Source organism: Streptococcus bouchesdurhonensis (genome assembly GCF_948472335.1).
The window spans coordinates 125863-150852 of the sequence record NZ_CAOKTW010000008.1; the positions used below are offsets into that span (position 1 = coordinate 125863).

The window sequence follows — 24990 nt, forward strand, 5'->3', positions numbered from 1 at the left end:
GCCTTCTTTTTCTTATTTATACTAGTATACATAGAAAGAGAGAAGTATGAGTCAGAAATTATACAATATGAAATTTGTTGCGGTCTATCTAGCCTTGCTTGCCAAGGTCGAGCGAAAGGGGGGAAGGGCAGAATCCGTTCACCAAGTGACCAGTTGGCTGACAGGTTATGAAGTGAGTGACATCCTCACTTGTCTGAATAAAGATCTTACTGATGGAGATTTTTTTCGACAGGCGCCGTCTTATGCTCCTGAACGGATAGCGATTACAGGAAAGATTTGTGGGGTTAGTATTGAGGAAATTGATGATCCTTTGTTGCAAGAAATACGTCGCTTGGATAAATTAGTAGATTGGCTTGCCAAGGGGAAAACATCTCAACAAGTTCTAGAAAAATATGAGAAATTGAAATGAAAAATTATCAAGAATGGTATGGCCACATTGCTAGTAAGATTGAAAATAAGCCCTTTCTTCTGAGCTTGTTAAGAACTTTCAATCGGTTGATGACAGTAGTTATGCCTATAGTTTATCTAACCTTGTTAGCCACTACCTATTTCCAAGAAGGCTTAGGGAAACAGGTCTGTATCTATGTGTTTGTCCCTGCGTCAGGTTTTGTAATTTTGTCTCTTTTCCGTAAGAAAATCAATGCCCCTAGGCCTTATGAGGAATGGGATATTAAACCCTTGCTTGACAGAGATAGTCCTGGTCAGTCTATGCCCAGTCGTCATGTCTTTTCAGCAACCATTATCTCCATGGCTTGCTTGCATGCTAGTCTAACTATGGGGATGATTTGTTTGACATTATCAGCCCTCCTCGGTCTAGTGAGAGTCTTAGGGGGAGTGCATTATCCCAAGGATGTAGTAGTTGGTTATATTTGTGGTCTTGTGTGGGGTGTGCTTTTCTTTCTATTTTGACCTGTAAGTTAATACTCAATGAAAATCAAAGAGCAAACTAGGAAGCTAGCCGCAAGCTGTACTTGAGTACGGTAAGGCGACGCTGACGTGGTTTGAATTTGATTTTCGAAGAGTATAAGGCGGTCCTAGAACCACTTACGTGCCTAAAGTAACCACTTGCTTTTTTGCTCTTGTTTTCTTATTTTGCCTTTGATATAGTAGAGTCAGAAAGGAGATGGAATGAAGTTACGAATCGAAATTGACAGCAATTTAGAGGAAACTGAAATTGTCATCAAGGCAGCGGCTTTGACAGATGAGATTGCGGATTTACAGCGCCTCTTGCAAGAATCCAAGTCTCCTAGGTTGATTTTTTACAAGGGAACAGGTGAATATTATCTGGACTTGTCGGAAATTCTCTTCTTTGAGACAGAAGGTAGCAAGATTTACGCCCATACCCAGAAAGACGCCTACGAGGTTCGGCTTAAACTCTATGAGTTAGAGGCTATCCTTCCTCGTTATTTTAGTCGGGTATCCAAGTCAACGATCGCTAATATTCGGCAAATCTATTCGGTGGACAAGTCCTTTTCAGGAACGGGCACCATTTTTTTATCAGACCCACAAGGAGGTTCATGTGTCACGGCATTACCAATCCCTCCTAAAAGAAAATCTAAGAAACATGAGGTAAGAACATGAAAAAGAAAGCATTTGGTATTGTGTTGCTTATTTTGGCGGCTTTAATATTATTACAAGGAAATTTTGGAATCCCTTCTCTGGGAGGGCATATTTGGCCCTTGCTTGGTATTGCATTTTTTGCCTATCAATCAGTTGAAGCTTTGCTTCGTCGTCATCTGACATCAGCAGTTTTTACAACTTTTGTAGCTCTCATGATTGCTAATCATTTTTATGACATTTTACCGATTCCAAATCAGTCATTGTTCTGGGCTAGTATTTTAATCGTAATGGGTGTCAGCGTACTCACTCATTCTAACAGAACTTGGAACGGGAAAAAATGGTGGTATGATGGTGAAAAGACCATTCTTACAGATAAGGAAGTCGCTTTTGGGACTGGGACTTTCTACAAGCAAAATCAAGAATTGGTAGAAGACCAAGTAGAAGTTGGCTTCGGAAATGCCAAGATATATTACGACAATGCAGAGATTTTAGGAGACACTGCAACCCTGAAAGTAGAAGTTGGTTTTGGCAATGCAGTTATCTATGTTCCCCAACATTGGAGAGTTGATTTGAAGGTGGAAACTTTCTGTGGTGTAGCCAAGGCAGATGCCCCTCTAGCCCCAACCAGCAAAACCTTGATTATCCGTGGAGATGTGGCCTTTGGGAAGTTGGGAATTGTCTACGTTAAATAAAAAATCTTCACTTCAATCATCAAAATAGGCGTACTAAGAGTAGGAAATTGATGCCTTGCTCTGATTTCAGTTCTATGGTTGTTAGACTTTAAAAAATGAAATGTTGCCTTTAAAAGTTGTATATTTTTCGATATTTTGGCTCTTACGTTTGATGTATCTATGTCCTACAGCGTGGATGATGTAGTGTCAAATGTTTTAAAAAAATGAATGATATTGGACAGTTTTTTGAACCTTTAATTGCTCAGGAGCCATGAAAGCAAGCACTTGGGTTTATGACAAGGGAGAATGGTATTATGTAAGTTCTTCTGGAGCCATGCTAGCGAATGATTGGGTCAAAGATAATGGCAAGTGGTATTATCTAGCTTCATCAGGTAAGATGCTTCGCAATACCTACACACCTGATGGTTACTACGTTGATAACTCAGGCGCCTGGCAATAAGAATAATACTCTTCGAAAATCTCTTCAAACCACGTCAGCTTCATCCACAACCTCAAAACAGTGTTTTGAGCTGACTTCGTCAGTTCTATCTACAACCTCAAAGCAGTGCTTTGAGCAGCCTGCGGCTAGCTTCCTAGTTTGCTCTTAGTATAAGAAGTCCTTTTCCTTAAAGGAAGAGGCTTTTTACTTGCTTTTCTGCTGCTTCCTCATTTGTCCTGAAGCCTTTTTTGTGTTAAAATGAATGGTATGAAAGCTAAAAAAATGTGGATGGCAGGCTTGGCTCTGCTAGGTATCGGAAGCCTTGCTCTTGCTACGAAAAAAGTTGCAGATGACCGTAAGCTCATGAAGACTCAGGAAGAGTTGACAGAGATTGTGCGAGACCATTTTTCCGACATGGGGGAAATTGCGACCCTCTATGTTCAAGTTTACGAAAGCAGTCTGGAGAGCTTGCTTGGTGGCGTCATTTTTGAGGATGGCCGTCATTATACCTTTGTCTATGAAAATGAAGACCTAGTCTATGAGGAGGAAGTCTTATGATACAGCCAGCAAGTTTAGAAGAATTAGCATCTTTAGTGGAAAAAGCGGGCAAGAAGGTCTTCCTTTTTGTGGCAGACTGGTGTGGCGATTGCCGTTATATTTATCCTGTCTTACCAGAGATTGAGGAGACCAATCCAGAGTTCACCTTTATTCGAATGGACCGAGATCAGTATATGGATTTGGCCAAACTCTGGGATGTTTACGGAATTCCTAGCCTTGTTGTTCTAGAAAAGGACAAGGAAATCGGTCGTTTTGTCAATCGCGACCGTAAAAGTAAGGAGCAAATTAACGATTTTTTAGCAGGATTGAAATAGGAGAAAAAGTAAACAATGATTTTTACATACAACAAAGAACATGTCGGTGATGTCCTTATGGTCATCGTGAAAAATAGCGGAGATGCCAAACTGAATGTGGAACGCAAAGGCAAGGTAGCCCGTGTTTTCCTCAAAGAAAATGGGGAAACAGTAGCTTGGAACATTTTTGAGGTTTCGAGCTTGTTTGAAATTGCAGAGCGAGGTCAAGTCTTTTTATCAGATGAGCAAGTCGCTTGTTTGAACCAAGAATTACAGGCGGAAGGTTTTACAGAAGAAATTGTCAATGACAAGGAACCTAAGTTTGTTGTTGGTGAAATTGTTGAGATGGTAGCCCATCCAGATAGTGACCACCTCAACATCTGCCAAGTTGCAGTCGCAAGTGATAAGATCGTGCAAATCGTTGCAGGGGCTCCCAATGCGCGTGTGGGGTTGAAAACCATTGTCGCTCTTCCTGGAGCTATGATGCCCAAAGGCAATCTTATTTTCCCAGGCGAACTTCGTGGTGAAAAGAGTTTTGGAATGATGTGCAGTCCTCGTGAATTGCATCTGCCAAATGCTCCACAAAAACGTGGTATTATTGAATTATCAGAAGACCAAGTTGTCGGAACACCATTCGACCCAGCTAAACACTGGACTGCCTAAGAAGTTGTTAGTATCTGATAGACCAGATAGAAGGAAATAAGATGGCAAAAAATGTAGTGATTACAGGAGCGACATCAGGTATTGGTGAAGCAATTGCGCGTGCTTATCTGGAGCAGGGTGAGAATGTCGTTCTAACTGGACGACGGACAGACAGATTAGAAACTCTTAAGTCGGAGTTTGCAGCATTCTATCCAAATCAAACAGTTTGGACTTTTTCACTAGATGTGACGGATATGGCCATGGTCAAGACTGTCTGCTCCGATATTCTAGAAACGATAGGTCAGATTGATATATTGGTCAATAACGCTGGACTAGCTCTTGGCTGGCACCCTATCAGGACTATGAAGAGTTGGATATGTTGACCATGCTGGATACCAATGTCAAAGGTTTAATGGCAGTCACTCGCTCTTTCTTGCCAGCAATGGTAAAAGCCAATCAAGGACATATCATCAATATGGGGTCAACCGCAGGAATTTATGCCTATGCTGGTGCCGCTGTTTACTCAGCTACCAAGGCTGCGGTTAAGACCTTTTCGGATGGACTGCGAATTGATACCATCGCAACGGATATCAAGGTGACGACCATTCAGCCTGGAATTGTTGAAACAGATTTTTCTACAGTGCGTTTTCACGGTGATAAAGAACGAGCTGCGACGGTTTATCAGGGAATCGAAGCCTTGCAGGCACCAGACATCGCAGACACAGTAGTCTATGTGACCAGTCAACCTCGTCGTGTTCAGATTACAGATATGACCATCATGGCCAATCAACAAGCGACAGGTTTCATGGTTCATAAAAACTAAAAATTTTCTCGAAAAGTTACAAATTTCTGTAACTTTTTTTGATTTCCTACGAATAGATAAGTAGGAGGAAAAAATATGTATAATAAAGTTATCATGATTGGACGTTTAACGTCTACACCAGAATTGCACAAAACCAACAATGACAAGTCAGTAGCGCGAGCGACTATTGCAGTCAACCGTCGTTACAAAGACCAAAACGGGGAACGTGAAGCTGATTTTGTTAATATGGTTCTATGGGGCAGACTAGCAGAAACCTTGGCAAGCTATGCAACCAAAGGTAGTCTTATTTCTGTGGATGGAGAATTGCGTACCCGTCGCTTTGAGAAAAATGGTCAATGAACTATGTGACTGAAGTACTTGTTACTGGATTCCAACTCTTGGAAAGTCGTGCTCAACGTGCCATGCGTGAAAATAATGCAGGTCAAGACTTGGCAGACCTAGTCTTGGAAGAGGAAGAATTGCCATTTTAAGAATTAAAAAGTCTGAGTTGGTCTCAGGCTTTTTATCTTGAGAAAGTCAGACTTTTTCTTGACTATTTCTGACCAAGTGATACAATAGAATTATGAATTAGCACTCAAGTTCAAAGAGTGCTAATAATATCTATCTCATTATGGAGGAAATCAGATGTTGAAACCATTAGGGGACCGTGTGGTCTTAAAAATAGAAGAAAAAGAACAAACCGTTGGGGGCTTTGTCCTTGCAGGCTCAGCCCAAGAAAAAACCAAAACAGCTCAAGTTGTGGCTACTGGACAAGGTGTTCGTACCTTGAACGGTGACTTGGTTGCTCCAAGTGTTAAAACTGGAGATCGTGTCTTAGTTGAAGCCCACGCAGGTCTTGATGTCAAAGATGGAGATGAAAAGTACATCATCGTAGGCGAAGCTAACATTTTGGCAATCATTGAGGAATAGAAGGAGAAAGTAAGTATGTCAAAAGAAATTAAATTTTCATCAGATGCCCGTTCAGCCATGGTTCGTGGTGTCGATATTCTTGCAGACACTGTTAAAGTAACCTTGGGACCAAAAGGTCGCAATGTCGTTCTTGAAAAGTCATTCGGTTCACCCTTGATTACCAATGACGGTGTGACCATTGCCAAAGAAATCGAATTGGAAGACCATTTTGAAAATATGGGTGCTAAGTTAGTATCAGAAGTAGCTTCTAAAACCAATGATATCGCAGGTGACGGAACTACGACTGCAACAGTCTTGACCCAAGCTATCGTCCGTGAAGGAATCAAAAACGTCACAGCAGGTGCAAATCCAATCGGTATTCGTCGTGGGATTGAAACAGCAGTTGCCGCAGCAGTTGAAGCTTTGAAAAACAACGCCATCCCTGTTGCCAATAAAGAAGCTATCGCTCAAGTTGCAGCCGTATCTTCTCGTTCTGAAAAAGTTGGTGAGTACATCTCTGAAGCAATGGAAAAAGTTGGCAAAGACGGTGTCATCACCATCGAAGAGTCACGTGGTATGGAAACAGAGCTTGAAGTCGTAGAAGGAATGCAGTTTGACCGTGGTTACCTTTCACAGTACATGGTGACAGATAGCGAAAAAATGGTGGCTGACCTTGAAAATCCGTACATTTTGATTACAGACAAGAAAATTTCCAATATCCAAGAAATCTTGCCACTTTTGGAAAGCATTCTCCAAAGCAATCGTCCACTCTTGATTATTGCGGATGATGTGGATGGTGAGGCTCTTCCAACTCTTGTTTTGAACAAGATTCGTGGAACCTTCAACGTAGTAGCAGTCAAGGCACCTGGTTTTGGTGACCGTCGCAAAGCCATGCTTGAAGATATCGCCATCTTAACAGGCGGAACAGTTATCACAGAAGACCTTGGTCTTGAGTTGAAAGATGCGACAATTGAAGCTCTTGGTCAAGCAGCGAGAGTGACCGTGGACAAAGATAGCACGGTTATTGTAGAAGGTGCAGGAAATCCTGAAGCGATTTCTCACCGTGTTGCGGTTATCAAGTCTCAAATCGAAACTACAACTTCTGAATTTGACCGTGAAAAATTGCAAGAACGCTTGGCCAAATTGTCAGGTGGTGTAGCGGTTATTAAGGTCGGAGCCGCAACTGAAACTGAGTTGAAAGAAATGAAACTCCGCATTGAAGATGCCCTCAACGCTACTCGTGCAGCTGTTGAAGAAGGTATTGTTGCAGGTGGTGGAACAGCTCTTGCCAATGTGATTCCAGCTGTTGCTACCTTGGAATTGACAGGAGATGAAGCAACAGGACGTAATATTGTTCTCCGTGCTTTGGAAGAACCTGTTCGTCAAATTGCTCACAATGCAGGATTTGAAGGCTCTATCGTTATCGATCGTTTGAAAAATGCTGAGCTTGGTATAGGATTCAACGCAGCAACTGGCGAGTGGGTTAACATGATTGATCAAGGTATCATTGATCCAGTTAAAGTGAGTCGTTCAGCCCTACAAAATGCAGCATCTGTAGCCAGCTTGATTTTGACAACAGAAGCAGTCGTAGCCAATAAACCAGAACCAGTAGCCCCAGCTCCAGCAATGGATCCAAGTATGATGGGCGGGATGATGTAAGCTTTCTATAGAAAACAACTTATAAAAAACACAAAAAAGGAGGGAATGACTAACCCTTCTTTTTATAATATTCACTTCTAAATTGATTTGAGCTCTCCTAACTTATATGATAAAATAAGACTAGAAAAAGGAGAAGAACATGATCGATGTAGAAGAAATTCTGTGCAAGATGACCCCCAATCAGAAGATTAATTATGACCGTGTCATGCAGAAAATGGTACAAGCATGGGAGAAAAATGAGCAGCGGCCAACCATTCTCGTGCATGTTTGCTGTGCTCCTTGTAGTACCTATACACTAGAATATTTGACCAAGTATGCAGATGTGACCATCTATTTTGCCAATTCTAATATCCATCCCAAGGTAGAATACCATAAGCGGGTCTATGTCACCAAGAAACTTGTTAGTGATTTTAATGAGCGGACAGGAAATACGGTTCAGTACCTAGAAGCTCCCTACGAACCCAATGAATACCGAAAACTAGTTAGGGGACTAGAGGAGGAGCCCGAAGGTGGCGACCGTTGCAAGGTTTATTTTGACTACCGACTTGATAAAACAGCGCAAGTGGCTATGGACTTGGGCTTTGACTACTTTGGTTCAGCTTTGACTATCAGTCCTCATAAGAATTCTCAAACCATCAATAGCATCGGAATCGATGTGCAAAAAATTTACACGACCCACTATCTTCCCAGCGATTTCAAGAAAAATCAAGGCTACAAACGTTCAGTAGAGATGTGTGAGGAGTATGATATCTATCGTCAATGTTATTGTGGCTGCGTCTATGCAGCCCAAGCCCAGAATATTGACCTGGTTCAAGTTAAGAAGGACGCCACAGCATTCTTGTTGGATAAGGATGTTGAGAAAGACTATTCTCATATCAAATTTATAGTAGATTGAAACTAGAATAGTACACCTTTACTTCTAAAACATTGTTAGAAATCGATTTGACTGTCCTTATTTCATTTTACTATACTATTACGAAATTAGATATATAAATGAAAACTTGCCTCAAGGTAGGTTTTTTGCTAGTAGAAAAGCGATAGACAGAAATTGTTGGACTCTTAAAAAATGAAGTTTTGCTCAAAAGAGCTTTTTAAATTAAAACGAGCAATTATCAGTTCAAATCTGTTTCAAAAGAAGAACGGATAAATTAACCGATGCTTTGTTTTTGAGTTAGGAAGTTAAGCATGCTAAACTGAGTCGTAGGAATAAATTTCTTTATAGAAATGTGTTGCAACTCTGTTATAATGGAATATTCCTTTTTTGCATTTATACAACTTATTTAACACTATCTTTATTCTTGTGATATAATGTCAAATTATAGAGTGGAGGTCATTTAAAATGATTGATAAAGTAATTGAACAATATAAAAGTCATGATAATCTTGATATTCGAGTAGAATTGCATAAGAAGTATTCAAAAAATAAATTGGGATTTAATAATTGGATATTTTCTAACTACCAAATAACTGATGAAGTAAAGGTTTTAGAATTGGGATGTGGTACAGGAGAACTGTGGAAAAGTAATAGTGATTCTATAGATAAAATGAAGCAGTTGATTGTTGCAGATTTTTCTAAAGATATGGTAAAATCAACGAAGTCAGTGATTGGAAATAGAGACAATGTCAACTATGAGATAATGGATATTCAAAAGATTTTTTTGAGAATGAAACGTTTGATATTGTTATTGCTAATATGCTTCTACATCATGTGAATGATATTCCTAGAGCGCTATCTGAGGTGAATAGAGTCTTAAAAACAGGAGGTGTTTTTTACTGTGCTACATTTGGTGAAAATGGAGTTGTAGATTATTTGGCAAATTTATTTAAAGATGAGGTTAATCAAGATTTAGAAAATAAAACGTTTACTTTACAAAATGGTAAAAGGTACCTGAGTAGGTATTTTAACTCTGTCGATACATTACTCTATGATGATGAGCTACAGGTGACAAGTATAGATGACCTAGTTAAATACATCCAATCGTTTAAAGGAATTTCCGAAATAGGTTCACTAGAAGAGGAAATAATACGTAAAAGATTGAAAGTGAGTTTAATAATGGTATGTTGATCATTCCTAAAGAATATGGTATGTTTATCGCTCGAAAAGAAAGTTAAGGGAATGAAAGTGTGAAAAATTACGGAGAAGCTTTTCGATATTTTAGAAAATTAAACGGATATTCTTTAGAGTATGCTGCAGCTGATTCTATATCAAAATCTCAACTTTCTAGATTTGAAAGGGGAGAAAATGAAATTTCTCTTTCAACGTTTTTTGAATTATTATCAAATATCAATGTTTCGATAGAGAATTTTTGTAATTACCTAGAAAATTATAAAAGATCGGAGTTTGATGATTTTTTGGTTAATTTATCTCCAAATTTTTATAGTTTGAATACTAAAGGATTGGAGGAAATAAAAAATGAGCAACAAAAACTTTTTGAGAAGAGTGGGGAAAAAACTCATAAAATAAATACAATTATGGTTCAGGGATTATTAAATCAGATAGATTGTAATCATGTAGTTAGTAGAGATGATCTAAATTTAGTGTATGACTATTTATTCCAGAAGGAACGATGGGAGTCCTATGAGATAACGCTGATTGGTAATTTATATCATCTTTTTGAAATAGATTATATTTACATGGTCGGAAAAGAAATACTAGAGCGTACACATTATTACGAAAAAATCGGCAAGAATAGAAATTTAGTTGTGTCAGCTTGTTTAAATTTTTGGTTCTGTTGCCTTGAAAATTCACATCTAATATATGCAGACTACTTTGAAATGAAATTAAAAAAATTATTAAAAGATGACACAAAAGTTTTTGAAAAATCTACATTCAAATTTGTAGAAGGATATAAAATATATCTGACTGAATCTAAAGAATCTGGAATTAAACAAATGAACAATGTCATAAAATATTTTGAGTTTATTGAATCTAAAAGTATTGCTTTATATTTTCAAAAACGATTAAATGAGCTGGTAGATTAAGTATCATTTTCTCTGTCGAGATATTGTTTTTAAAATGTTGTACTAAATGATTGATGCTATGTGGAAACAAAAAAATGTTTTTGATACGAAGTTGACCTGTATTTTTTATACTAATCATTTTCGTATTTTTTGTATTAAACGATATAAGTTTGTTGTAAACTTACAAGGAATAAAGACATTAAAAAATAACAGTATATCTATTTGTTTTATATATTTTACGAATTCTGCATAAATCTCTTTCTAGTAAGGTGTTGTAACTCTGCTATAATGGATTTATTCCTTTTTGTTTTTACACAATTTATTTTATACTACCAAAAAAACAAGGTCAGGATTTTGTTCCTGACCTTTGACAACTTTACCGATTCTTTAGTTCTACATAGCGCTTGTACCAAATGTTTACATAGGCTTCTGAGAAAGGACCACGTCCATTGTTAATCCAATCAACAAGAATTTTGACATGTTCTTTTAAAATATAGTCCAAATCATCAGAATAATTCATTTTGCGTTTGTGACGCTCGTACTCTTCAACGTCCAAGAGACGTTTTTCCCCATCTGTAAAAATTTTAACATCCAAATCGTAATCAATATACTTCAGTGCTTCTTCATCCAGATAGTAGGGGCTAGCCATATTGCAATAGTAAGAAGTTCCATTATCACGAATCATGGCAATGATATTAAACCAATATTTCTTGTGAAAGTAAACAATAGCCGGTTCTCGAGTGACCCAACGACGACCATCACTTTCGGTAACAAGTGTATGATCGTTGACACCAATAATGGCGTTTTCTGTTGTTTTTAGTACCATGGTGTCCCGCCAAGTTCGGTGGAGACTCCCATCATGCTTATAACTTTGAATTGTAATAAAGTCGCCTTCTTTTGGAAGCTTCATAACTAACCAACTTTCTACAATTTATAAGTTTATCATTTACTATTGTACCATAAAATTACCTAAAATCTGTGAATTTCACTTGGAAATATTAAAGATATTCTCTAAGAGCGCTTGCTATATCCGAAAAATCGTAGCCCTTTCGTGCTAAAACTTGAGTTAAACGCTGCTTCAGTTCGTATCCTTCATACTTTCGAGCATACTTAGTATATTGCTTATCAAGTTCCTTGAAGATGAGTTCTTGAGTCGTTTCTTGGTCAATTTGGCTATCTAAGTCGTCAAAGGCAATTTTAGCATCAGAATAAGAGAAGCCCTTGTTAGTCAAGCTCTGGATAATCTTATCTTGCAGGGCACGAGCTGGAAGTTTTCCCTCATATTTTTTCAATAGTTTATTAGCTACACGTTGAGCAACTTCAGAAAAATCAAATTCTTTCAAGTTCTCTTCTATAGTAGATTTTGAAATCCCTTTTTGAGCTAGTTTCTGAGTCAGCACATAAGGACCCTTGTCTCCTGACAGTTGATTAGCATTGATGCTAGCATAAGCGTATTGGCTATCATTGATCCACTTATCTTCTTTAAGATTAGCAATGACTTGAGAAACGATGTTTTCATCAATATCGTATTTTTTTAGATATTCTCTGACCTCTTTTTCAGTGCGTGCTTTAAAGGATAAATGGTAGAGAGCCAGATTCTTACCATAAGAAAATTGAGCAAAGTCCTGAATCTCTTTCAATTCCTCTTGGCTTATCACCTTATCTCTCGATAACATAAAACGAACAATTGTATCTTCGGTGATATAGCATTTGTCGCCATTATCAAGCTCCATCAGATAGAGTCTTTTTTCTTTTCAAGTTTTGTGATTTTCATAATTTCCTTTCATCTAAATGCTTCGAAAGCTGCAACAAGTCGTAGTTTATCCATATTTACATATTCTCTACCGTAATAGTCGAGAAATAATTCAGCATACGTAGCCTCTTGTAGGTTGTAATGAAGGGACCAAATTGCCCAAAAGAGGTCGATATGTCGGTCACTAAAACCAGCCAATCCCAAGTCAATAAAGCAAGAAAAATGAGAGGCATCCTTCAAGATGAAATTTGGCAGGCAGGCATCTCCATGAATAAAAGCATCATCTTTGAGGATGTAACCTTTCTCTTGTATCAGTTGGTAAGCTTCTTCACGACTGTGAATATGAAATTGGGGCAGAAGAGTCTTGTTATAAAAAGTCCCCTTTTGATAGTTTTTTAAGGCTTTTTCTTTATAACGCTTCAGATGATTTTCCGACGGAAAAGATTGTGGTTTAAGACTGTGAAGTTTGTTTAATGCTTGAGCTAGGGTTTGACAGAGTTTTTCGGGTTGATTTAAAAAATCGAGAGCATTTCTGCCAATGGCTTCTTTGGTCAGAAGGAAGTCCTTTTTTGCTGATAAATAGGTAATCACTGGAGTTCCCAATCCTTCAGTTTCGAACCAACTTGCAATCTTAGCTTCTTGAGCTAATCTGCCTTTTTGATCTATTTTTAAATAGTAACCTGAATCTATATATAGGACAGTTGCACTTGAATGAGAAGAACTATCAGAGAGATTAGCTCCCTTGATATAGCTTCGTAATCGTTCAGGGAAATCTAGTATACTAAAGCGAGGTGTTTTTGAATTCATGCTTTTATTGTAACATATTCTTAAATATCTTAGAAACTCCATGGTATAATAGACCTATGAATCTAAAAATAAAACAAAAAATACCATTAAAAATCAAGCGCATGGGAATTAATGGTGAGGGAATCGGCTTTTACCAAAAAACATTAGTCTTTGTACCTGGTGCTCTCAAAGGCGAAGATATCTATTGTCAGATTACTTCTATTAAACGTAACTTTGTTGAAGCGAAATTATTAAAGGTCAACAAGAAGTCTAAATTCCGCGTTGTGCCAGCTTGTACTATTTATAATGAGTGCGGAGGCTGCCAAATCATGCACCTGCATTATGATAAGCAGCTGGAGTTCAAGACGGACTTGCTTCATCAAGCGCTGAAAAAATTTGCTCCTGCAGGATATGAAAACTATGAAATTCGTCCAACTATTGGAATGCAGGAACCAAAATATTACAGAGCTAAGTTACAATTTCAGACTAGAAAATTTAAAAATCAGGTCAAGGCGGGCTTATATGCACAAAACTCTCACTATTTAGTAGAGTTGAAAGATTGCCTGGTACAAGACAAGGAAACCCAAGTGATTGCTAATCGTCTAGCGGAATTACTTACTTTTCACCAAATTCCAATCACCGATGAGAGAAAAGTTCTAGGTGTTAGGACTATTATGGTTCGACGAGCAAGAAAGACTGGACAGGTTCAGATTATTATTGTTACAAATCGTCAGCTTAATTTAACCCAACTAGTAAAAGACTTAATTAAAGATTTTCCAGAAGTTGTGACAGTAGCTGTGAATACAAATACAGCTAAAACCAGTGAGATTTATGGTGAAAAGACAGAGATTATCTGGGGACAAGAGAATATTCAAGAAGGTGTACTCGACTATGAATTTTCACTATCTCCTCGAGCTTTCTATCAACTAAATCCTGAACAAACAGAAGTTCTTTATAACGAGGCGGTAAAAGCCTTGGATGTTGATAAAGAAGACCATTTGATTGACGCTTATTGTGGAGTTGGAACGATTGGATTTGCCTTCGCAAAGAAAGTAAAAACACTCAGAGGTATGGATATTATTCCAGAAGCCATTGAAGATGCCAAGCGAAATGCCAAAAGAATGGGATTTGACAATACTCATTATGAAGCTGGAACAGCAGAAGAGATTATTCCTCGTTGGTACAAGGAAGGATACCGAGCAGATGCTTTGATTGTGGATCCACCACGTACAGGTCTGGATGACAAGTTATTAGATACAATTCTTACCTATGTACCAGAAAAAATGGTTTATATTTCTTGTAATGTTTCGACTTTGGCAAGGGATTTGGTACGCTTAGTAGAAGTCTATGATCTTCATTATATCCAGTCGGTCGATATGTTCCCACATACAGCTCGAACGGAAGCAGTTGTAAAATTAATTAAAAAATTTTAAAAAAGTAGTGTCAATCGAAAGTGATGATGCCCCAAAAAATGGTGAGATTGAGGGCAATTATTTTGCTTTCATTTGACACGAGGAACCCTTGAAGCTGTTTTTTCAGCTAAACCAAGGCTAGTCTTAGCCTTGGCTCTCTAGCCTCACAACTCCAAGCCTCTTATCAAATGAAATGCTTGTCTTAGACTCCTTACTTTCTCTCTCCTAAATGTAAGGGATAGAGTGATTTCCTTTAAGGAACAGCTTCCCATTTAGCGAGAAATAGATTATACTTGTAGCTGAGGAGAATGAAGCTCCTCACTAGTAAACTCTTCATAATCCTTTTTATTTTTCTGAAGATATTGTTTGAAAGATGTGAGTTTCCACGGATGGGTTTGTGGAGGGATATACTTGCGTCTTTCTTTTTTTGTTCTGGTTCTGATTCAAAGTTTTTCGAATAGAGTTCATGAACTAGTAGCTCCTTTGTGTGACAGATCTTGTCAGCGATATTGAGGTAGATGTCACCGTCAACTTCTTTTATAACGAATGCTTTCGTCTTTCTGCTGAAGTAGACTTCTTTTCCTTGTTCAACAGGGATATAGCAACGATTTTGGAATCGGATATGGTGTCTACGATCCACGACTCTCTCCGCCAGTCTAGCTAGAATGAGATTTCGTTCAGAGGGCTTAGGAGCCACCTCGAAGACAGAGAGTTTTGTCTTGTTTCCAAACTGTTCATTAAAGGTTTGAATGTAGGAAAGAAGGAAAGTATTGGCTTCTTCCAAGGTATGAATATTGTTTCGTTCCAGTTCAATAGGCAGGCGAGATTGTAGTGCCTGATTGAGTCTTTCGACTCTCCCTTTAGCTTGAGGGATAGCGGTTGTCTCAAGGAGAATCCCCAGTTGGTGACAGGCGTATCCAAACTGTGTATGGGTATCGTCCTCCATTTTCTTAGAGTTGGAGGCTTGATAGGTAAAGACCGTTCTCTTATCTGTTTTAATTTGAAGGGGAATGCCGTGATTGGCTAATATTTGTTCAAGGACATGATAGTAAGCATTCAAGTTCTCTTTTTTATCAAAATAAGCCCCTAGGATATTGCCAGAAGCATCATCAATGGCTAAGTGTAAGTTAGAGGTTTCTGCTCCAAACCAGGCATGAGGGCTAGCCTCCATTTGGATGAGTTCTCCAGCAAATTTCTTTCTGGGTCTACTAGGATGTAGCTTTTTAGTGTCTTCCAGGAAATCTTTAGCGGACGGTAAGATTGGATTGTCTAGGGGATGATTGCGGTTCAGTTTAGCTTGTTTTCTTAGTCTCTTCTTTGTCTTTCTGTGAGACTTGGGAGAGAGGATGTTTTCCTTATAGAGTATTTTTCTAACAGTTGTATCAGAGAGCTGAATTCCCTCTTCTTCAGCTAGTAATTCACAGAAATGAAGGACATTTGGTTTATATGTTTCATAGGAGAGGTATTTCTTTAGGACACGTTCTTTGATTTCATCAGGGATTGCATGTTTTGGTTTTTGATTTCTGTTTCCGTGTCTGAAGGCTTTTTTTCCTTTCTGTTGATAGGCTAGTAGCAGACGATTGATTTGTCTTTCAGAAAGATTCAGTTCGACACAGGGTCGTTTCTTTGTTTTCTTTCCTTGGTCTATAGCTTTTATCACAAGATATTTTTTCGTTTCATTCATATTCAGTTGGATACTTTTCATACGACTATTTTATCAAATGGGACATTTTCACGTTCGATTTACTAAAGACATTCTCACATTCGAGCCAAATTTCAAGTTCAAGTTAGCCATGAAGAAGTCTTCTCTGGGTGATTTGTAGTTCAAGCATTTTTTAGGATAGTTATTAATCCAATTTTCGATGAATGCGACTTCTTTGGGAGTCGTTTCCTTAGTCCCCTTAGGTAACCATCTACGAATGAGCCTGTTGTGATTCTCATTAGTTCCCCTTTCCCAAGAGGCATAGGGGTGCGCATAATAGATATGTTCCTCAGAAAATACATCAGACAAGCGGTTAAATTCTGTACCATTATCTGCCGTGATGGACAGAATCTTGTCTTGTTTTAAGATGAGTTTTAAAGCCTGATTGACCGCCTCAGCACTTTTATTTGGAATCAATCGGATAATTTGATGCCTAGTTCTTCGATCAGTTAAGACCAGTAAACAATAATTTTTCACCCTTGTAAGCAGAACCGTATCAATCTCATAATGCCCATTCTCCAATCGCAGATTGATAGCTTCAGAACGCTGTTCGATAGATTGACCAGGGGTTTAAAATTGGTGCTAGCTTGTTTCTTAACAGATTTTCCTTTTCTAGGATAGAGCAGATCCTGTTTTGACAATCCTAATTTTCCATGATGGATCCAGTAGTAGATGGTAGAAATTCCCACGTTAACGCCCTTAGCCTTGACCATCATTTCAGGCGAAAATTTTTGGTTATGATAGTGGAGAATCTTTTCCTTTAGTTCCTTGTTCAATCTTGATTTCTTGACCGAGCGCTTGCGATTATTTTCATAAGACTGTTGAGCATAGTCGGCAGAATAAACCTCTTTAAAGCGCCCTTTTCCAAGACATTGTCGGACTGTCCCACGCTTGACTTCATTGTGAATGGTTTGAGGAGCTTTTCCAAGTAAAGAGGCGATTTCTCTATTTGATTTCCCTTCCTTTTTCCATCGTTCGATTAAACGACGGCTATCGATTGTCAAATGTTTGGCTTTTGTAGTATAATGGTTTTGCATCTCTGTGCCTTTCTTGTGTTTGTGATTGAACAACAAGTATAACACAGAGGTGTTTTCTTATGCCTAGAAGAGCTTTCATTTGACAAGAGGAACCCTTGAAGCAGTTTTGTCAGCTAAACCAAGGCTAATCTTAGCCTTGGCTTGTCAGTCTAACAGCATCAAGCCTCTTATCAAATGAAATCGAGTACTAGCTATCAGCTAGTTAAACCATCTAATTTTTAGGAGAGCTGGGTGGCTAACTTCATTATAGAACTTTCAATTATCACATTCGAATTACATTTTATTTTGGAAAACGTTTCCTTTGTTTTCAAATTGCTAAAAAAGTGGTACAATATAGGATAGCTTACTATTATCTGAATCAGCTGATTTGGAGAGAAAGGATTCATTTTGAAATCAATAGGCTTTATTGAAAAGCTGAAGGGGTTGTCTAGTAAAGAGCTGATTTTATTGGGAATTATCCTAAGTATCTTTTTACCCTTTTATCTTTTTGTAGTTGTACTCTGTTTATATATTATCAGTTTGATTTTTACAGGAGACATGAAAAGTATTCTTCAGAAAATGGGGGAGCATCCGATGCTGCTTCTTTTTCTTGGCTATAGTACTGTTATATCCATTCTTGCACAAAATTGGATGGGTCTTGTGGCTTCAGTAGGAATGTTTTTGTTTGCTATTTTATTTTTGCAATATCAGTCGATTTTATCACATAAATTCTTTCGATTAATTTTGCAGCTCGTCTTGTTTGGTAGCGTCTTGTCAGCTGCTTTTGCGAGTTTAGAACATTTCCAAATTGTGAAGAAATTCAACTATGCTTTTCTTTCACCCAATATGCAGGTGTGGCATCAGAATCGTGCAGAAGTGACCTTCTTTAATCCTAATTATTATGGAATTATTTGTTGTTTCTGTATCATGATTGCTTTCTATCTATTTACAACGACCAAGTTGAATTGGTTGAAAGTATTCTGTGTGATTGCAGGCTTTGTTAATCTCTTTGGATTGAACTTTACGCAAAATCGAACTGCCTTTCCTGCTATTATCGCTGGAGCAATCATCTATCTCTTTACGACTATTAAAAACTGGAAGGCCTTTTGGCTTAGTATTGGGGTATTTGCGATTGGCTTGAGCTTCCTCTTTTCCCAGTGATTTGGGAGTTCGGATGGGGACTTTAGATTCTTCTATGGAAGAACGAATTTCTATTTGGGATGCTGGGATGGCCTTGTTTAAGCAAAATCCTTTTTGGGGTGAGGGGCCATTGACCTATATGCACTCTTATCCTCGGATACATGCTCCTTATCATGAACATGCCCACAGTCTTTATATTGATACGATTCTGAGTTACGGAATTGTGGGTACCATTTTATTAGTTTTGTCTTCTGTTGCTCCTGTTCGCTTGATGATGGATATGAGTCAGGAGTCGGGGAAACGTCCGATTATCGGTCTTTATCTGTCTTTCCTTACAGTGGTTGCTGTGCATGGAATCTTTGACTTGGCCCTCTTCTGGATTCAGTCAGGTTTCATTTTCTTGCTAGTTATGTGCAGTGTTCCATTGGAGCATCGAACCTTGGTATCGGACATGACGGATTAAGTTTTATAAGATTGAAATCTTCTACCTTGGGTAGGAGATTTTTTATGCGATGGGCATGTTGTGTATCTGAGGTGTAAGTCCTCTGTAGAGATTCACTACTTATGAATATAGTGAAATGAGATAAGAACAGGATGAATCAATCAGGACAGTCAAATAGATTTCTAACAATGTTTTAGAAGTAGAGGTGTACTATTCTAGTTTCAATCTATTATACAATAGCGCTCCCTCGTCCTTATGCAGGGGCTCCTAGAGGGGAGAAAGTCTATGAAAAGATTAGCGGACGTCGTTTTGAGCGAACTTCAATTGTTGCAGGACAAGTAGACGGAGAGTTTATAGCTCCCATGATTTACAAGAACAGCAGGACAAGCGATTTCTTTGGGGAGTGATTCAAAACGCAACTTCTACCTGCTTTGAAGACACCTCGTGTTATTATCATGGACAATGCTAGTTTTGATCCCAAGAACATTTTGGATGAACTCTGCATCCAAGATAAACACTTTTTCTTACCTCTACCGCCTTATTCACCAGATTTGAATCCTATTGAGCAAGCTTGGGCTATCTTGAAAAAGAAAGTAACAGATTTATTAAGGGAAGTCCCAACTATTTTTGAATGTTTGGAACGCTTTTTTAAAACTAAATGACTATATAACTAGTTTTTCGCAATTTTTGAGACAGAAATGTGATTTTTGTGATAAAGTTCTATCATTACAAGTTCATTTGTGGTAATATGGAATAAATCATTTATGTATCCTTTCAGAAATGTGCTGTTTCTCTGAATATAAATGTCTTTTTCTCTTTAACTTAATTTTACAAATTGCTAAAGTCATTTAAGGACAGATTTTTGAACAGTTGCTAGAAATGTAGAGGTATTGACCATGTATCAAAAGTTACTTAGAAAAATAGCAGAAGAAAAACCAAGTTATAACCAGGAAGAAATCCAGTGGCTACTTGATCATTTGGGAGATCCTTCTCCAGAAATTCGTGATGACCTTGTTTTTACAAGCTTTGCTAGAGGGATTCAGGAAGAGCTATTTACACAGGAACAATTTCATTTCATTGCTGAAGGGATTTCATCTGATGGAGGGTTAGATAAAGATATTGATAAGGTAGGCCTGTCAACCCTTGAACGTTCTTTTAGGGCGCTTATTTATGCAAATCTCTTGTCTGCAGATGCCAACCAGCAATCGATTTTTTATCAGGAATTAAATGCAGGAATTCGTAATGTCCTTTTAAATCAAGGTTTGTATTATCTTTCAAAAGAAAAGGATACAACGGGTTTTTCAAGTCAGTATGGTTGGGTTCATGCTTTTGCACATGGAGCCGATTTACTGACAGAGGTGGTTTGTCATCCCAACTTTCCTAAAAACAGAGTTCATGAAGTATTTGATATACTTGGCCAACTATTTAAAAGAGTTTCGATTCGCTTTACAGATGATGAGGATTGGCGTTTAGCAAGAGTGATCTATGAACCTATTTTACAAGGGAAGTTAGCGCAAGAGCAAGTAGCTTCTTGGATAAAAGCTGTTGACTTTCCGATAGAAGAAAGGGAAGATTTTTATAAATTTTCCAACTTCAGATCCTGTCTGTTGGAAGTCTATGTCCAACTTGACCAGAGAAATAGTTTACAAGATGACTTGAAAGAAGCTATTCAATCTTTTCAATATTAGGTATTGCTAGTAGTTCTATGATTTTCAAAAAATTTCCAATCAATTTTCTTGAAACCCTTTCCTACTTTTGATAGACTAGTATCTAGTTTTTGAAAAAAGGAGAAAGAAAATGAAAAAATTTGTTGCTGAGTTAATCGGTACGTTCATGCTTGTATTCGTCGGGACAGGAGCTGTTGTTTTTGGAAATGGTCTTGATGGCCTAGGTCACCTTGGAATCGCCTTTGCCTTTGGTTTGGCAATCGTGGTGGCAGCCTACTCAATCGGAACTGTTTCAGGTGCTCACTTGAATCCGGCTGTTTCGATTGCTATGTTTGTAAACAAACGTTTGTCATCTTCAGAACTTGTAAACTACATACTTGGACAAGTAGTTGGAGCTTTCTTAGCATCTGCTTCTGTCTTCTTCCTCTTGGCTAACTCAGGTATGTCAACTGCTAGTCTTGGTGAAAATGCCTTGGCAAACGGTGTCACTGTCTTTGGTGGTTTCTTGTTTGAAGTCATCGCAACTTTCTTGTTTGTCTTGGTTATCATGACTGTGACTTCAGCAAGCAAGGGAAATGGCGCGATTGCTGGTTTGGTAATCGGTTTGTCCTTGATGGCGATGATTCTTGTCGGATTGAACATTACTGGGCTTTCAGTAAATCCAGCTCGTAGCTTGGCACCAGCTGTTTTGGTAGGTGGCGCAGCCCTTCAACAAGTTTGGATTTTCATCCTTGCACCAATCGTTGGTGGGGTTCTTGCAGCCCTCGTTGCAAAAAACTTCCTTGGAACAGAAGAATAATTGAAAAACAAAAAGCCTTGCTCCTCATCTAGAGGAACAGGGCTTTTTCGTATGATACTCTTCGAAAATCTCTTCAAACCACGTCAGCTTCCATCTGCAACCTCAAAGCAGTGATTTGAGCAACTTGCGGCTAGCTTCCTAGTTTGATTTTTGATTTTCATTGAGTATGAGTTTAACGATTGTCAATTTTCTCTGGATAAAGGTCGTGTTGGAAGAGGCGTTGTTCTGCCAAGCCTTCATACTTAGTTCCAGGCTTACCGTAGTTGTAGTAGGGGTCGATTGAAATGCCACCGCGCGGAGTGAATTTTCCCCAGACTTCTAAATAGCGAGGGTCTAGCAAGTTGACCAAGTCTTTCCCGATGGTGTTGATACAGTTTTCGTGAAAATCTCCGTGATTTCGGTAGCTAAAGAGGTAGAGTTTGAGGGATTTTGACTCAACACAGAGCTTGTCAGGGATGTAGGAAATATAAATGGTCGCAAAGTCTGGTTGAGCAGTGATCGGGCAAAGTGAGGTAAATTCAGGACAGTTAAATTTGATAAAATAGTCATTTTCCACATGACGATTGTCAAAGGATTCGAGGACTTCTGGTTGATATTCGAAAATGTAGTTGGTTTCTTTGTTGCCTAGTAGGCTTAGGTTTTTCATTTCTTCTTGTTGTGACATGATTTTTTCTTTCTAATCTTAAACACCACGTTGATTATCGTAGAGGAGGGTATGCAGTTGAGGGAGGACGCGGACATTGCCCCAGCTGTCGTCAGCAGCGACACGTTCCCAGAGTTCTTTGAGGCGGTCCAGTTGGTCTTGGACAATATTACCCGTAGCCTTGGGCTCAGGATTTCCTGCTGATAAGAAGAGAACATCTGGTTGGTAGCGTTCTTGAATCCCTTTGGCAAAGGCCAAATCGGCATCATCAAAGACAGGGATTTTAAAGGTGACCCTGTCTGGATCAAGTTGGGAAACGATAAAGTCCAAGGTCTCAAAGTTGACTTCCATCTTGGATGAAGGAGGTTTGGGACTGAGAGTAACCTGGTCGATGTCTTTTAACCAATTTTGCCAGCGAGAGCCTTGAGTTTCAACAGCCAGAGTAACACCACGTTCCTTGAGTTTGGTGACCAATTCGGCCATGTTGGCTGCTAGGATAGCAGGATTTCCCCCAGATAGGGTTACATAGTCGTAGCTCCCCAATTTATCCAAGGCAGCAATGACCTCGTCAGCTGTCATACGAGTTGGCTTTTCAGAGCCATCCCAAGTAAAGGCAGAATCGCACCAGTCGCAGTGGTAGTCGCAACCAGCAGTGCGGACAAACATGGTTTTCTGCCCGATTGCACGGCCTTCGCCTTGAAAGGTTGGGCCAAAAATTTCTAGAACTGGTAGTTTGAGGACACGTTCCCTAGTCATCTAACCACTCCCGTCTAAACTCTGCAAAGGCAGTCGGAGTCTCATAGAGACGAACGTATTCCAAACGGAGACCGCGCTCGTTTGGCAACTCTTGATTCATGGTTTGGAAAATCCAGTAAACCATATTTTCAGCAGTCGTGTTCATATAGGGAAGAGTTTCATTGAGATAGCGATGATCCAAGTGGGGCTCTAAGTAGTTCTTGTAGGTCGCTTTGATGTCTCCGAAATCGTAGGTCATACCACGTTCATCTAAAAATCCACTGACAGCAATCTGCAGATGATAGGTGTGGCCGTGCAGGGATTTGCATTTTCCCTCATAGTGAAAGAGGTGGTGAGCAGCATCAAAGGTAAATTCTTTGGAGACTAGAGTCCGATAAGGATTGTAGACAAGAGACTCCCCAGTTTCCTGTTTGATTTCTTTGGGTGCAAAAAACATTAGGCTTCTCCTTTCTGTGAGAGATAAACATCTAACCCATGTTGACGTAGGTGGCAGGCGGGGCAATCTTCACAGCCGCTCCCGATAATTCCGTTGTAGCAGGTTAAGGTCTTTTCACGAACATAGTCAAAGGCACCGAGTTGGTCGGCTAGCTCCCAAGTTTCAGCCTTGTCTAGCCACATAAGAGGTGTTTGGATAACGAAGTCGTAATCCATGGCAAGGTTGAGGGTAACATTAAGGGATTTGACAAAGACATCTCGACAATCGGGGTAGCCTGAGAAGTCTGTCTCGCAGACACCTGTCACGATATCTTTAATGCCTCGTTGCTTGGCAAGGACTGCCGCAAAGGATAGAAAGAGGTGGTTTCGACCGTCAACGAAGGTATTGGGAACTTCTCCCTCTTTTTGCTCAATCTCCATATCAGAGGTCAGCGCATTTTCAGTGATTTGCCCCAGCAGAGACATATCTAGGATGTGATGACGAATGCCCTGTTCCGTAGCGATTTCTCTGGCAACTTGAATTTCGAGATGGTGGCGTTGGCCATAGGCAAAGGTAACGGCTTCGACCGTTTCATAGTGTTCTTTAGCCCAGAAAAGGCAGGTTGTGGAATCTTGACCGCCACTAAAGACGACCAAGGCTGATTGACGTTTCATAGTACTCCTTCCAAAATGGGAAATGTTCAGAGCACGCAAAAAGCTCCCTTGAGGGAGCTAAAAAATACCAAGTCAAGGTTTTTTTTAGCGATGGCATGTCCCAAACATCGTAATATTCTACTTACAGTCTAGCATATTTTTTGAAAAATGGCAAAGGGCAAGAAAAAAGAGACCAAAGAAAGTACTTGGTCTCTCGTTTGATTAGCTCAATTCAGCAACGATGGCCTTGATTTGTTCTGCTGTGTGAACACCAGCAACTTGTTTGACAACTTGGCCGTCTTTTTTGAAGAGAAGAGTTGGAATAGACATGATTCCAAAAGCACGAGCTGTGTTTGGATTTTCATCAACGTCCATTTTAACGATTTTCAAGACATCTTCTGAAAGTTCTTCAGACAATTTGTCCAAGATTGGACCTTGCATACGACATGGACCACACCAAGTTGCCCAGAAGTCTACTAAGACCAAACCGTCTTTTGTTTCTTGTTCGAATGTTGCATCTGTAATTGCTTTTGCCATTGTATTTCTCCTTTTTTAGTTATATTGGCTTAAATCTTGTTTCTTGAGATAGAAGAAGATATCTCCATAAGTCCCATGGTAGTCCAAATCATGATCCTTATAAGTCAATTTTTGGACAGGGTAGTAGTCTGCGACGCCGATAATGCAAGCTTGTTGCGAACGATCAAAATCTTCATAGGATTCGAAAGTCACAGTTCTTTCGTTCTTACTGGCGTCTAGATAAGTAATTTCAATCATATAAAACTCCTTTGTTTAATCTTGACTTTATTTTACTCCTTGTAAAAGAGAATGTCAATAAAAATGATTGCGCACGCAACTTTTTTCTAAAATCATCTTAAATCAAGAAATCCAAACCTGCTTCCAAGCTTTCTTCGACAGCCTTTTGTAGCGAGGCCAGTGTCTTTTGCCCATCATTTGTCAGGCAGATAAAACTAGAGCGTCTATCTTGATGGCAGCACATGCGACTGAGTAGACCGCAATTTTTAGCTTCCAAGCGAGCCACCATCCTAGAAACTGCGCTCGGGCTCAGATGAAGCTTATCTGGCAGGTCAATCTGGCGTAGAGATTTTTCTTGGGCCAAGTCCAGATAGTAGAGCAGGTAGAACTCTTTCAAGGTCAGACTTTGCTCGCTCTGTTGGGCAATGGTCTCTTCCAGGAGACTTTCAATTTCTTTCTGACGCCGATTGAAGTCAAACCATTTTTCCAAATAGGTCATAGTGTCTCCTTTCTTTTTAGAGTCATAAATAGAAGAAAGTCCATTAACGGGCAGTCTCTGC

At 39.1% G+C, this 24990-nt stretch carries 22 protein-coding genes and 10 pseudogenes; 20 read left to right on the forward strand and 12 right to left on the reverse strand.

Annotation, left to right across the window (positions count from 1 at the left end; translation table 11 throughout):
• Nucleotides 1–46 precede the first annotated feature (46 nt).
• From QMQ21_RS13425 to QMQ21_RS13495, 15 genes and pseudogenes are all read left to right on the forward strand, one after another.
• The gene (locus QMQ21_RS13425) at nt 47–409 is read left to right on the forward strand and encodes a DUF2200 family protein (protein WP_000078815.1); all 363 of its coding nucleotides are present in this window, start codon (nt 47–49) and stop codon (nt 407–409) included.
• The gene (locus QMQ21_RS13430) at nt 406–909 is read left to right on the forward strand and encodes a phosphatase PAP2 family protein (RefSeq protein WP_000800914.1); all 504 of its coding nucleotides are present in this window, start codon (nt 406–408) and stop codon (nt 907–909) included. The genes QMQ21_RS13425 and QMQ21_RS13430 overlap by 4 nt, the downstream gene beginning before the upstream one ends.
• A gap of 219 nt (nt 910–1128) precedes the next feature.
• A pseudogene (locus QMQ21_RS13435) lies at nt 1129–1573 on the forward strand (LytTR family DNA-binding domain-containing protein).
• A 4-nt stretch (nt 1574–1577) separates the two neighbouring features.
• Nucleotides 1578–2252 (forward strand): LiaF transmembrane domain-containing protein, encoded by a 675-nt coding sequence (locus QMQ21_RS13440; RefSeq protein WP_000725711.1) that lies wholly within the window; start codon nt 1578–1580, stop codon nt 2250–2252.
• A 241-nt stretch (nt 2253–2493) separates the two neighbouring features.
• A pseudogene (locus QMQ21_RS13445) lies at nt 2494–2691 on the forward strand (N-acetylmuramoyl-L-alanine amidase family protein); the annotation flags it as partial.
• A gap of 237 nt (nt 2692–2928) precedes the next feature.
• Entirely contained in the window at nt 2929–3228 is a 300-nt protein-coding gene (locus QMQ21_RS13450) for a DUF4651 domain-containing protein (RefSeq protein WP_001013973.1), read from the forward strand.
• Nucleotides 3225–3542 (forward strand): thioredoxin family protein, encoded by a 318-nt coding sequence (locus QMQ21_RS13455; RefSeq protein WP_000615773.1) that lies wholly within the window; start codon nt 3225–3227, stop codon nt 3540–3542. The genes QMQ21_RS13450 and QMQ21_RS13455 overlap by 4 nt, the downstream gene beginning before the upstream one ends.
• 15 nt (nt 3543–3557) lie before the next feature.
• Nucleotides 3558–4184 (forward strand): YtpR family tRNA-binding protein, encoded by a 627-nt coding sequence (gene ytpR / locus QMQ21_RS13460; protein WP_000578305.1) that lies wholly within the window; start codon nt 3558–3560, stop codon nt 4182–4184.
• A gap of 41 nt (nt 4185–4225) precedes the next feature.
• Nucleotides 4226–4986 (forward strand): annotated as a pseudogene (locus QMQ21_RS13465) (SDR family NAD(P)-dependent oxidoreductase).
• 75 nt (nt 4987–5061) lie between these two features.
• Nucleotides 5062–5456: pseudogene (locus tag QMQ21_RS13470) on the forward strand (single-stranded DNA-binding protein).
• A gap of 154 nt (nt 5457–5610) precedes the next feature.
• Nucleotides 5611–5895, forward strand: a complete 285-nt coding sequence (gene groES / locus QMQ21_RS13475; RefSeq protein WP_000917330.1) for a co-chaperone GroES — start codon at nt 5611–5613, stop codon at nt 5893–5895.
• Nucleotides 5896–5910: 15 nt separating this feature from the next.
• Nucleotides 5911–7533, forward strand: a complete 1623-nt coding sequence (gene groL, locus QMQ21_RS13480) for a chaperonin GroEL (RefSeq protein WP_000031573.1) — start codon at nt 5911–5913, stop codon at nt 7531–7533.
• Between the two features lie 139 nt (nt 7534–7672).
• The gene (locus QMQ21_RS13485; protein ID WP_000567552.1) at nt 7673–8428 is read left to right on the forward strand and encodes an epoxyqueuosine reductase QueH; all 756 of its coding nucleotides are present in this window, start codon (nt 7673–7675) and stop codon (nt 8426–8428) included.
• Between the two features lie 444 nt (nt 8429–8872).
• Nucleotides 8873–9644 (forward strand): annotated as a pseudogene (locus tag QMQ21_RS13490) (class I SAM-dependent methyltransferase).
• 12 nt (nt 9645–9656) lie between these two features.
• Nucleotides 9657–10514, forward strand: coding sequence for an Rgg/GadR/MutR family transcriptional regulator (locus QMQ21_RS13495; protein WP_000800707.1), 858 nt, complete (start codon nt 9657–9659; stop codon nt 10512–10514).
• A 355-nt stretch (nt 10515–10869) separates the two neighbouring features.
• Here QMQ21_RS13495 and ntdP read toward each other — a convergent pair whose 3' ends face one another.
• The 3 genes and pseudogenes from ntdP to QMQ21_RS13510 form a co-directional block, all read right to left on the reverse strand.
• Nucleotides 10870–11403, reverse strand: coding sequence for a nucleoside tri-diphosphate phosphatase (gene ntdP / locus QMQ21_RS13500; RefSeq protein ID WP_000775321.1), 534 nt, complete (start codon nt 11401–11403; stop codon nt 10870–10872).
• An 88-nt stretch (nt 11404–11491) separates the two neighbouring features.
• Nucleotides 11492–12267 (reverse strand): annotated as a pseudogene (gene recX / locus QMQ21_RS13505) (recombination regulator RecX).
• A 9-nt stretch (nt 12268–12276) separates the two neighbouring features.
• A complete protein-coding gene (locus QMQ21_RS13510; protein WP_023937323.1) occupies nt 12277–13053 on the reverse strand; it encodes an aminoglycoside 3'-phosphotransferase in 777 nt (258 codons plus the stop codon).
• 56 nt (nt 13054–13109) lie between these two features.
• Here QMQ21_RS13510 and rlmD point away from each other — a divergent pair, with 56 nt between their 5' ends.
• A complete protein-coding gene (gene rlmD / locus QMQ21_RS13515; protein WP_023937326.1) occupies nt 13110–14465 on the forward strand; it encodes a 23S rRNA (uracil(1939)-C(5))-methyltransferase RlmD in 1356 nt (451 codons plus the stop codon).
• A gap of 266 nt (nt 14466–14731) precedes the next feature.
• Here rlmD and QMQ21_RS13520 read toward each other — a convergent pair.
• Nucleotides 14732–16128 (reverse strand): annotated as a pseudogene (locus QMQ21_RS13520) (ISNCY family transposase).
• A gap of 48 nt (nt 16129–16176) precedes the next feature.
• Nucleotides 16177–17183, reverse strand: a pseudogene (locus tag QMQ21_RS13525) (IS30 family transposase).
• A gap of 387 nt (nt 17184–17570) precedes the next feature.
• Here QMQ21_RS13525 and QMQ21_RS13530 point away from each other — a divergent pair.
• From QMQ21_RS13530 to QMQ21_RS13545, 4 genes and pseudogenes are all read left to right on the forward strand, one after another.
• Nucleotides 17571–18765 (forward strand): annotated as a pseudogene (locus QMQ21_RS13530) (O-antigen ligase family protein).
• Between the two features lie 221 nt (nt 18766–18986).
• A pseudogene (locus QMQ21_RS13535) lies at nt 18987–19406 on the forward strand (transposase); the annotation flags it as partial.
• Between the two features lie 234 nt (nt 19407–19640).
• A complete protein-coding gene (locus QMQ21_RS13540; RefSeq protein WP_000284389.1) occupies nt 19641–20432 on the forward strand; it encodes a DUF2785 domain-containing protein in 792 nt (263 codons plus the stop codon).
• Between the two features lie 109 nt (nt 20433–20541).
• Entirely contained in the window at nt 20542–21210 is a 669-nt protein-coding gene (locus QMQ21_RS13545) for an MIP/aquaporin family protein (protein WP_000714853.1), read from the forward strand.
• 172 nt (nt 21211–21382) lie between these two features.
• Here the strand turns inward: QMQ21_RS13545 and queF are convergent, their stop codons facing one another.
• From queF to QMQ21_RS13580, 7 genes are all read right to left on the reverse strand, one after another.
• Entirely contained in the window at nt 21383–21874 is a 492-nt protein-coding gene (gene queF / locus QMQ21_RS13550) for a preQ(1) synthase (RefSeq protein ID WP_000082587.1), read from the reverse strand.
• 18 nt (nt 21875–21892) lie between these two features.
• The gene (gene queE, locus QMQ21_RS13555; RefSeq protein ID WP_000196466.1) at nt 21893–22609 is read right to left on the reverse strand and encodes a 7-carboxy-7-deazaguanine synthase QueE; all 717 of its coding nucleotides are present in this window, start codon (nt 22607–22609) and stop codon (nt 21893–21895) included.
• Entirely contained in the window at nt 22602–23045 is a 444-nt protein-coding gene (queD, locus tag QMQ21_RS13560; RefSeq protein ID WP_000464585.1) for a 6-carboxytetrahydropterin synthase QueD, read from the reverse strand. The genes queE and queD overlap by 8 nt, the downstream gene beginning before the upstream one ends.
• The gene (queC, locus tag QMQ21_RS13565) at nt 23045–23698 is read right to left on the reverse strand and encodes a 7-cyano-7-deazaguanine synthase QueC (protein ID WP_000828776.1); all 654 of its coding nucleotides are present in this window, start codon (nt 23696–23698) and stop codon (nt 23045–23047) included. Before queC ends, queD begins: the two co-directional genes overlap by 1 nt.
• Before the next feature lie 201 nt (nt 23699–23899).
• Nucleotides 23900–24214, reverse strand: a complete 315-nt coding sequence (gene trxA, locus QMQ21_RS13570) for a thioredoxin (RefSeq protein ID WP_001029581.1) — start codon at nt 24212–24214, stop codon at nt 23900–23902.
• Between the two features lie 15 nt (nt 24215–24229).
• Nucleotides 24230–24451, reverse strand: coding sequence for a DUF4649 family protein (locus QMQ21_RS13575; RefSeq protein WP_000570252.1), 222 nt, complete (start codon nt 24449–24451; stop codon nt 24230–24232).
• A 97-nt stretch (nt 24452–24548) separates the two neighbouring features.
• On the reverse strand, nt 24549–24929 hold the full coding sequence (locus QMQ21_RS13580; protein WP_000221629.1) for a MarR family transcriptional regulator: 381 nt from the start codon (nt 24927–24929) through the stop codon (nt 24549–24551).
• Between the last annotated feature and the right edge of the window lie 61 nt (nt 24930–24990).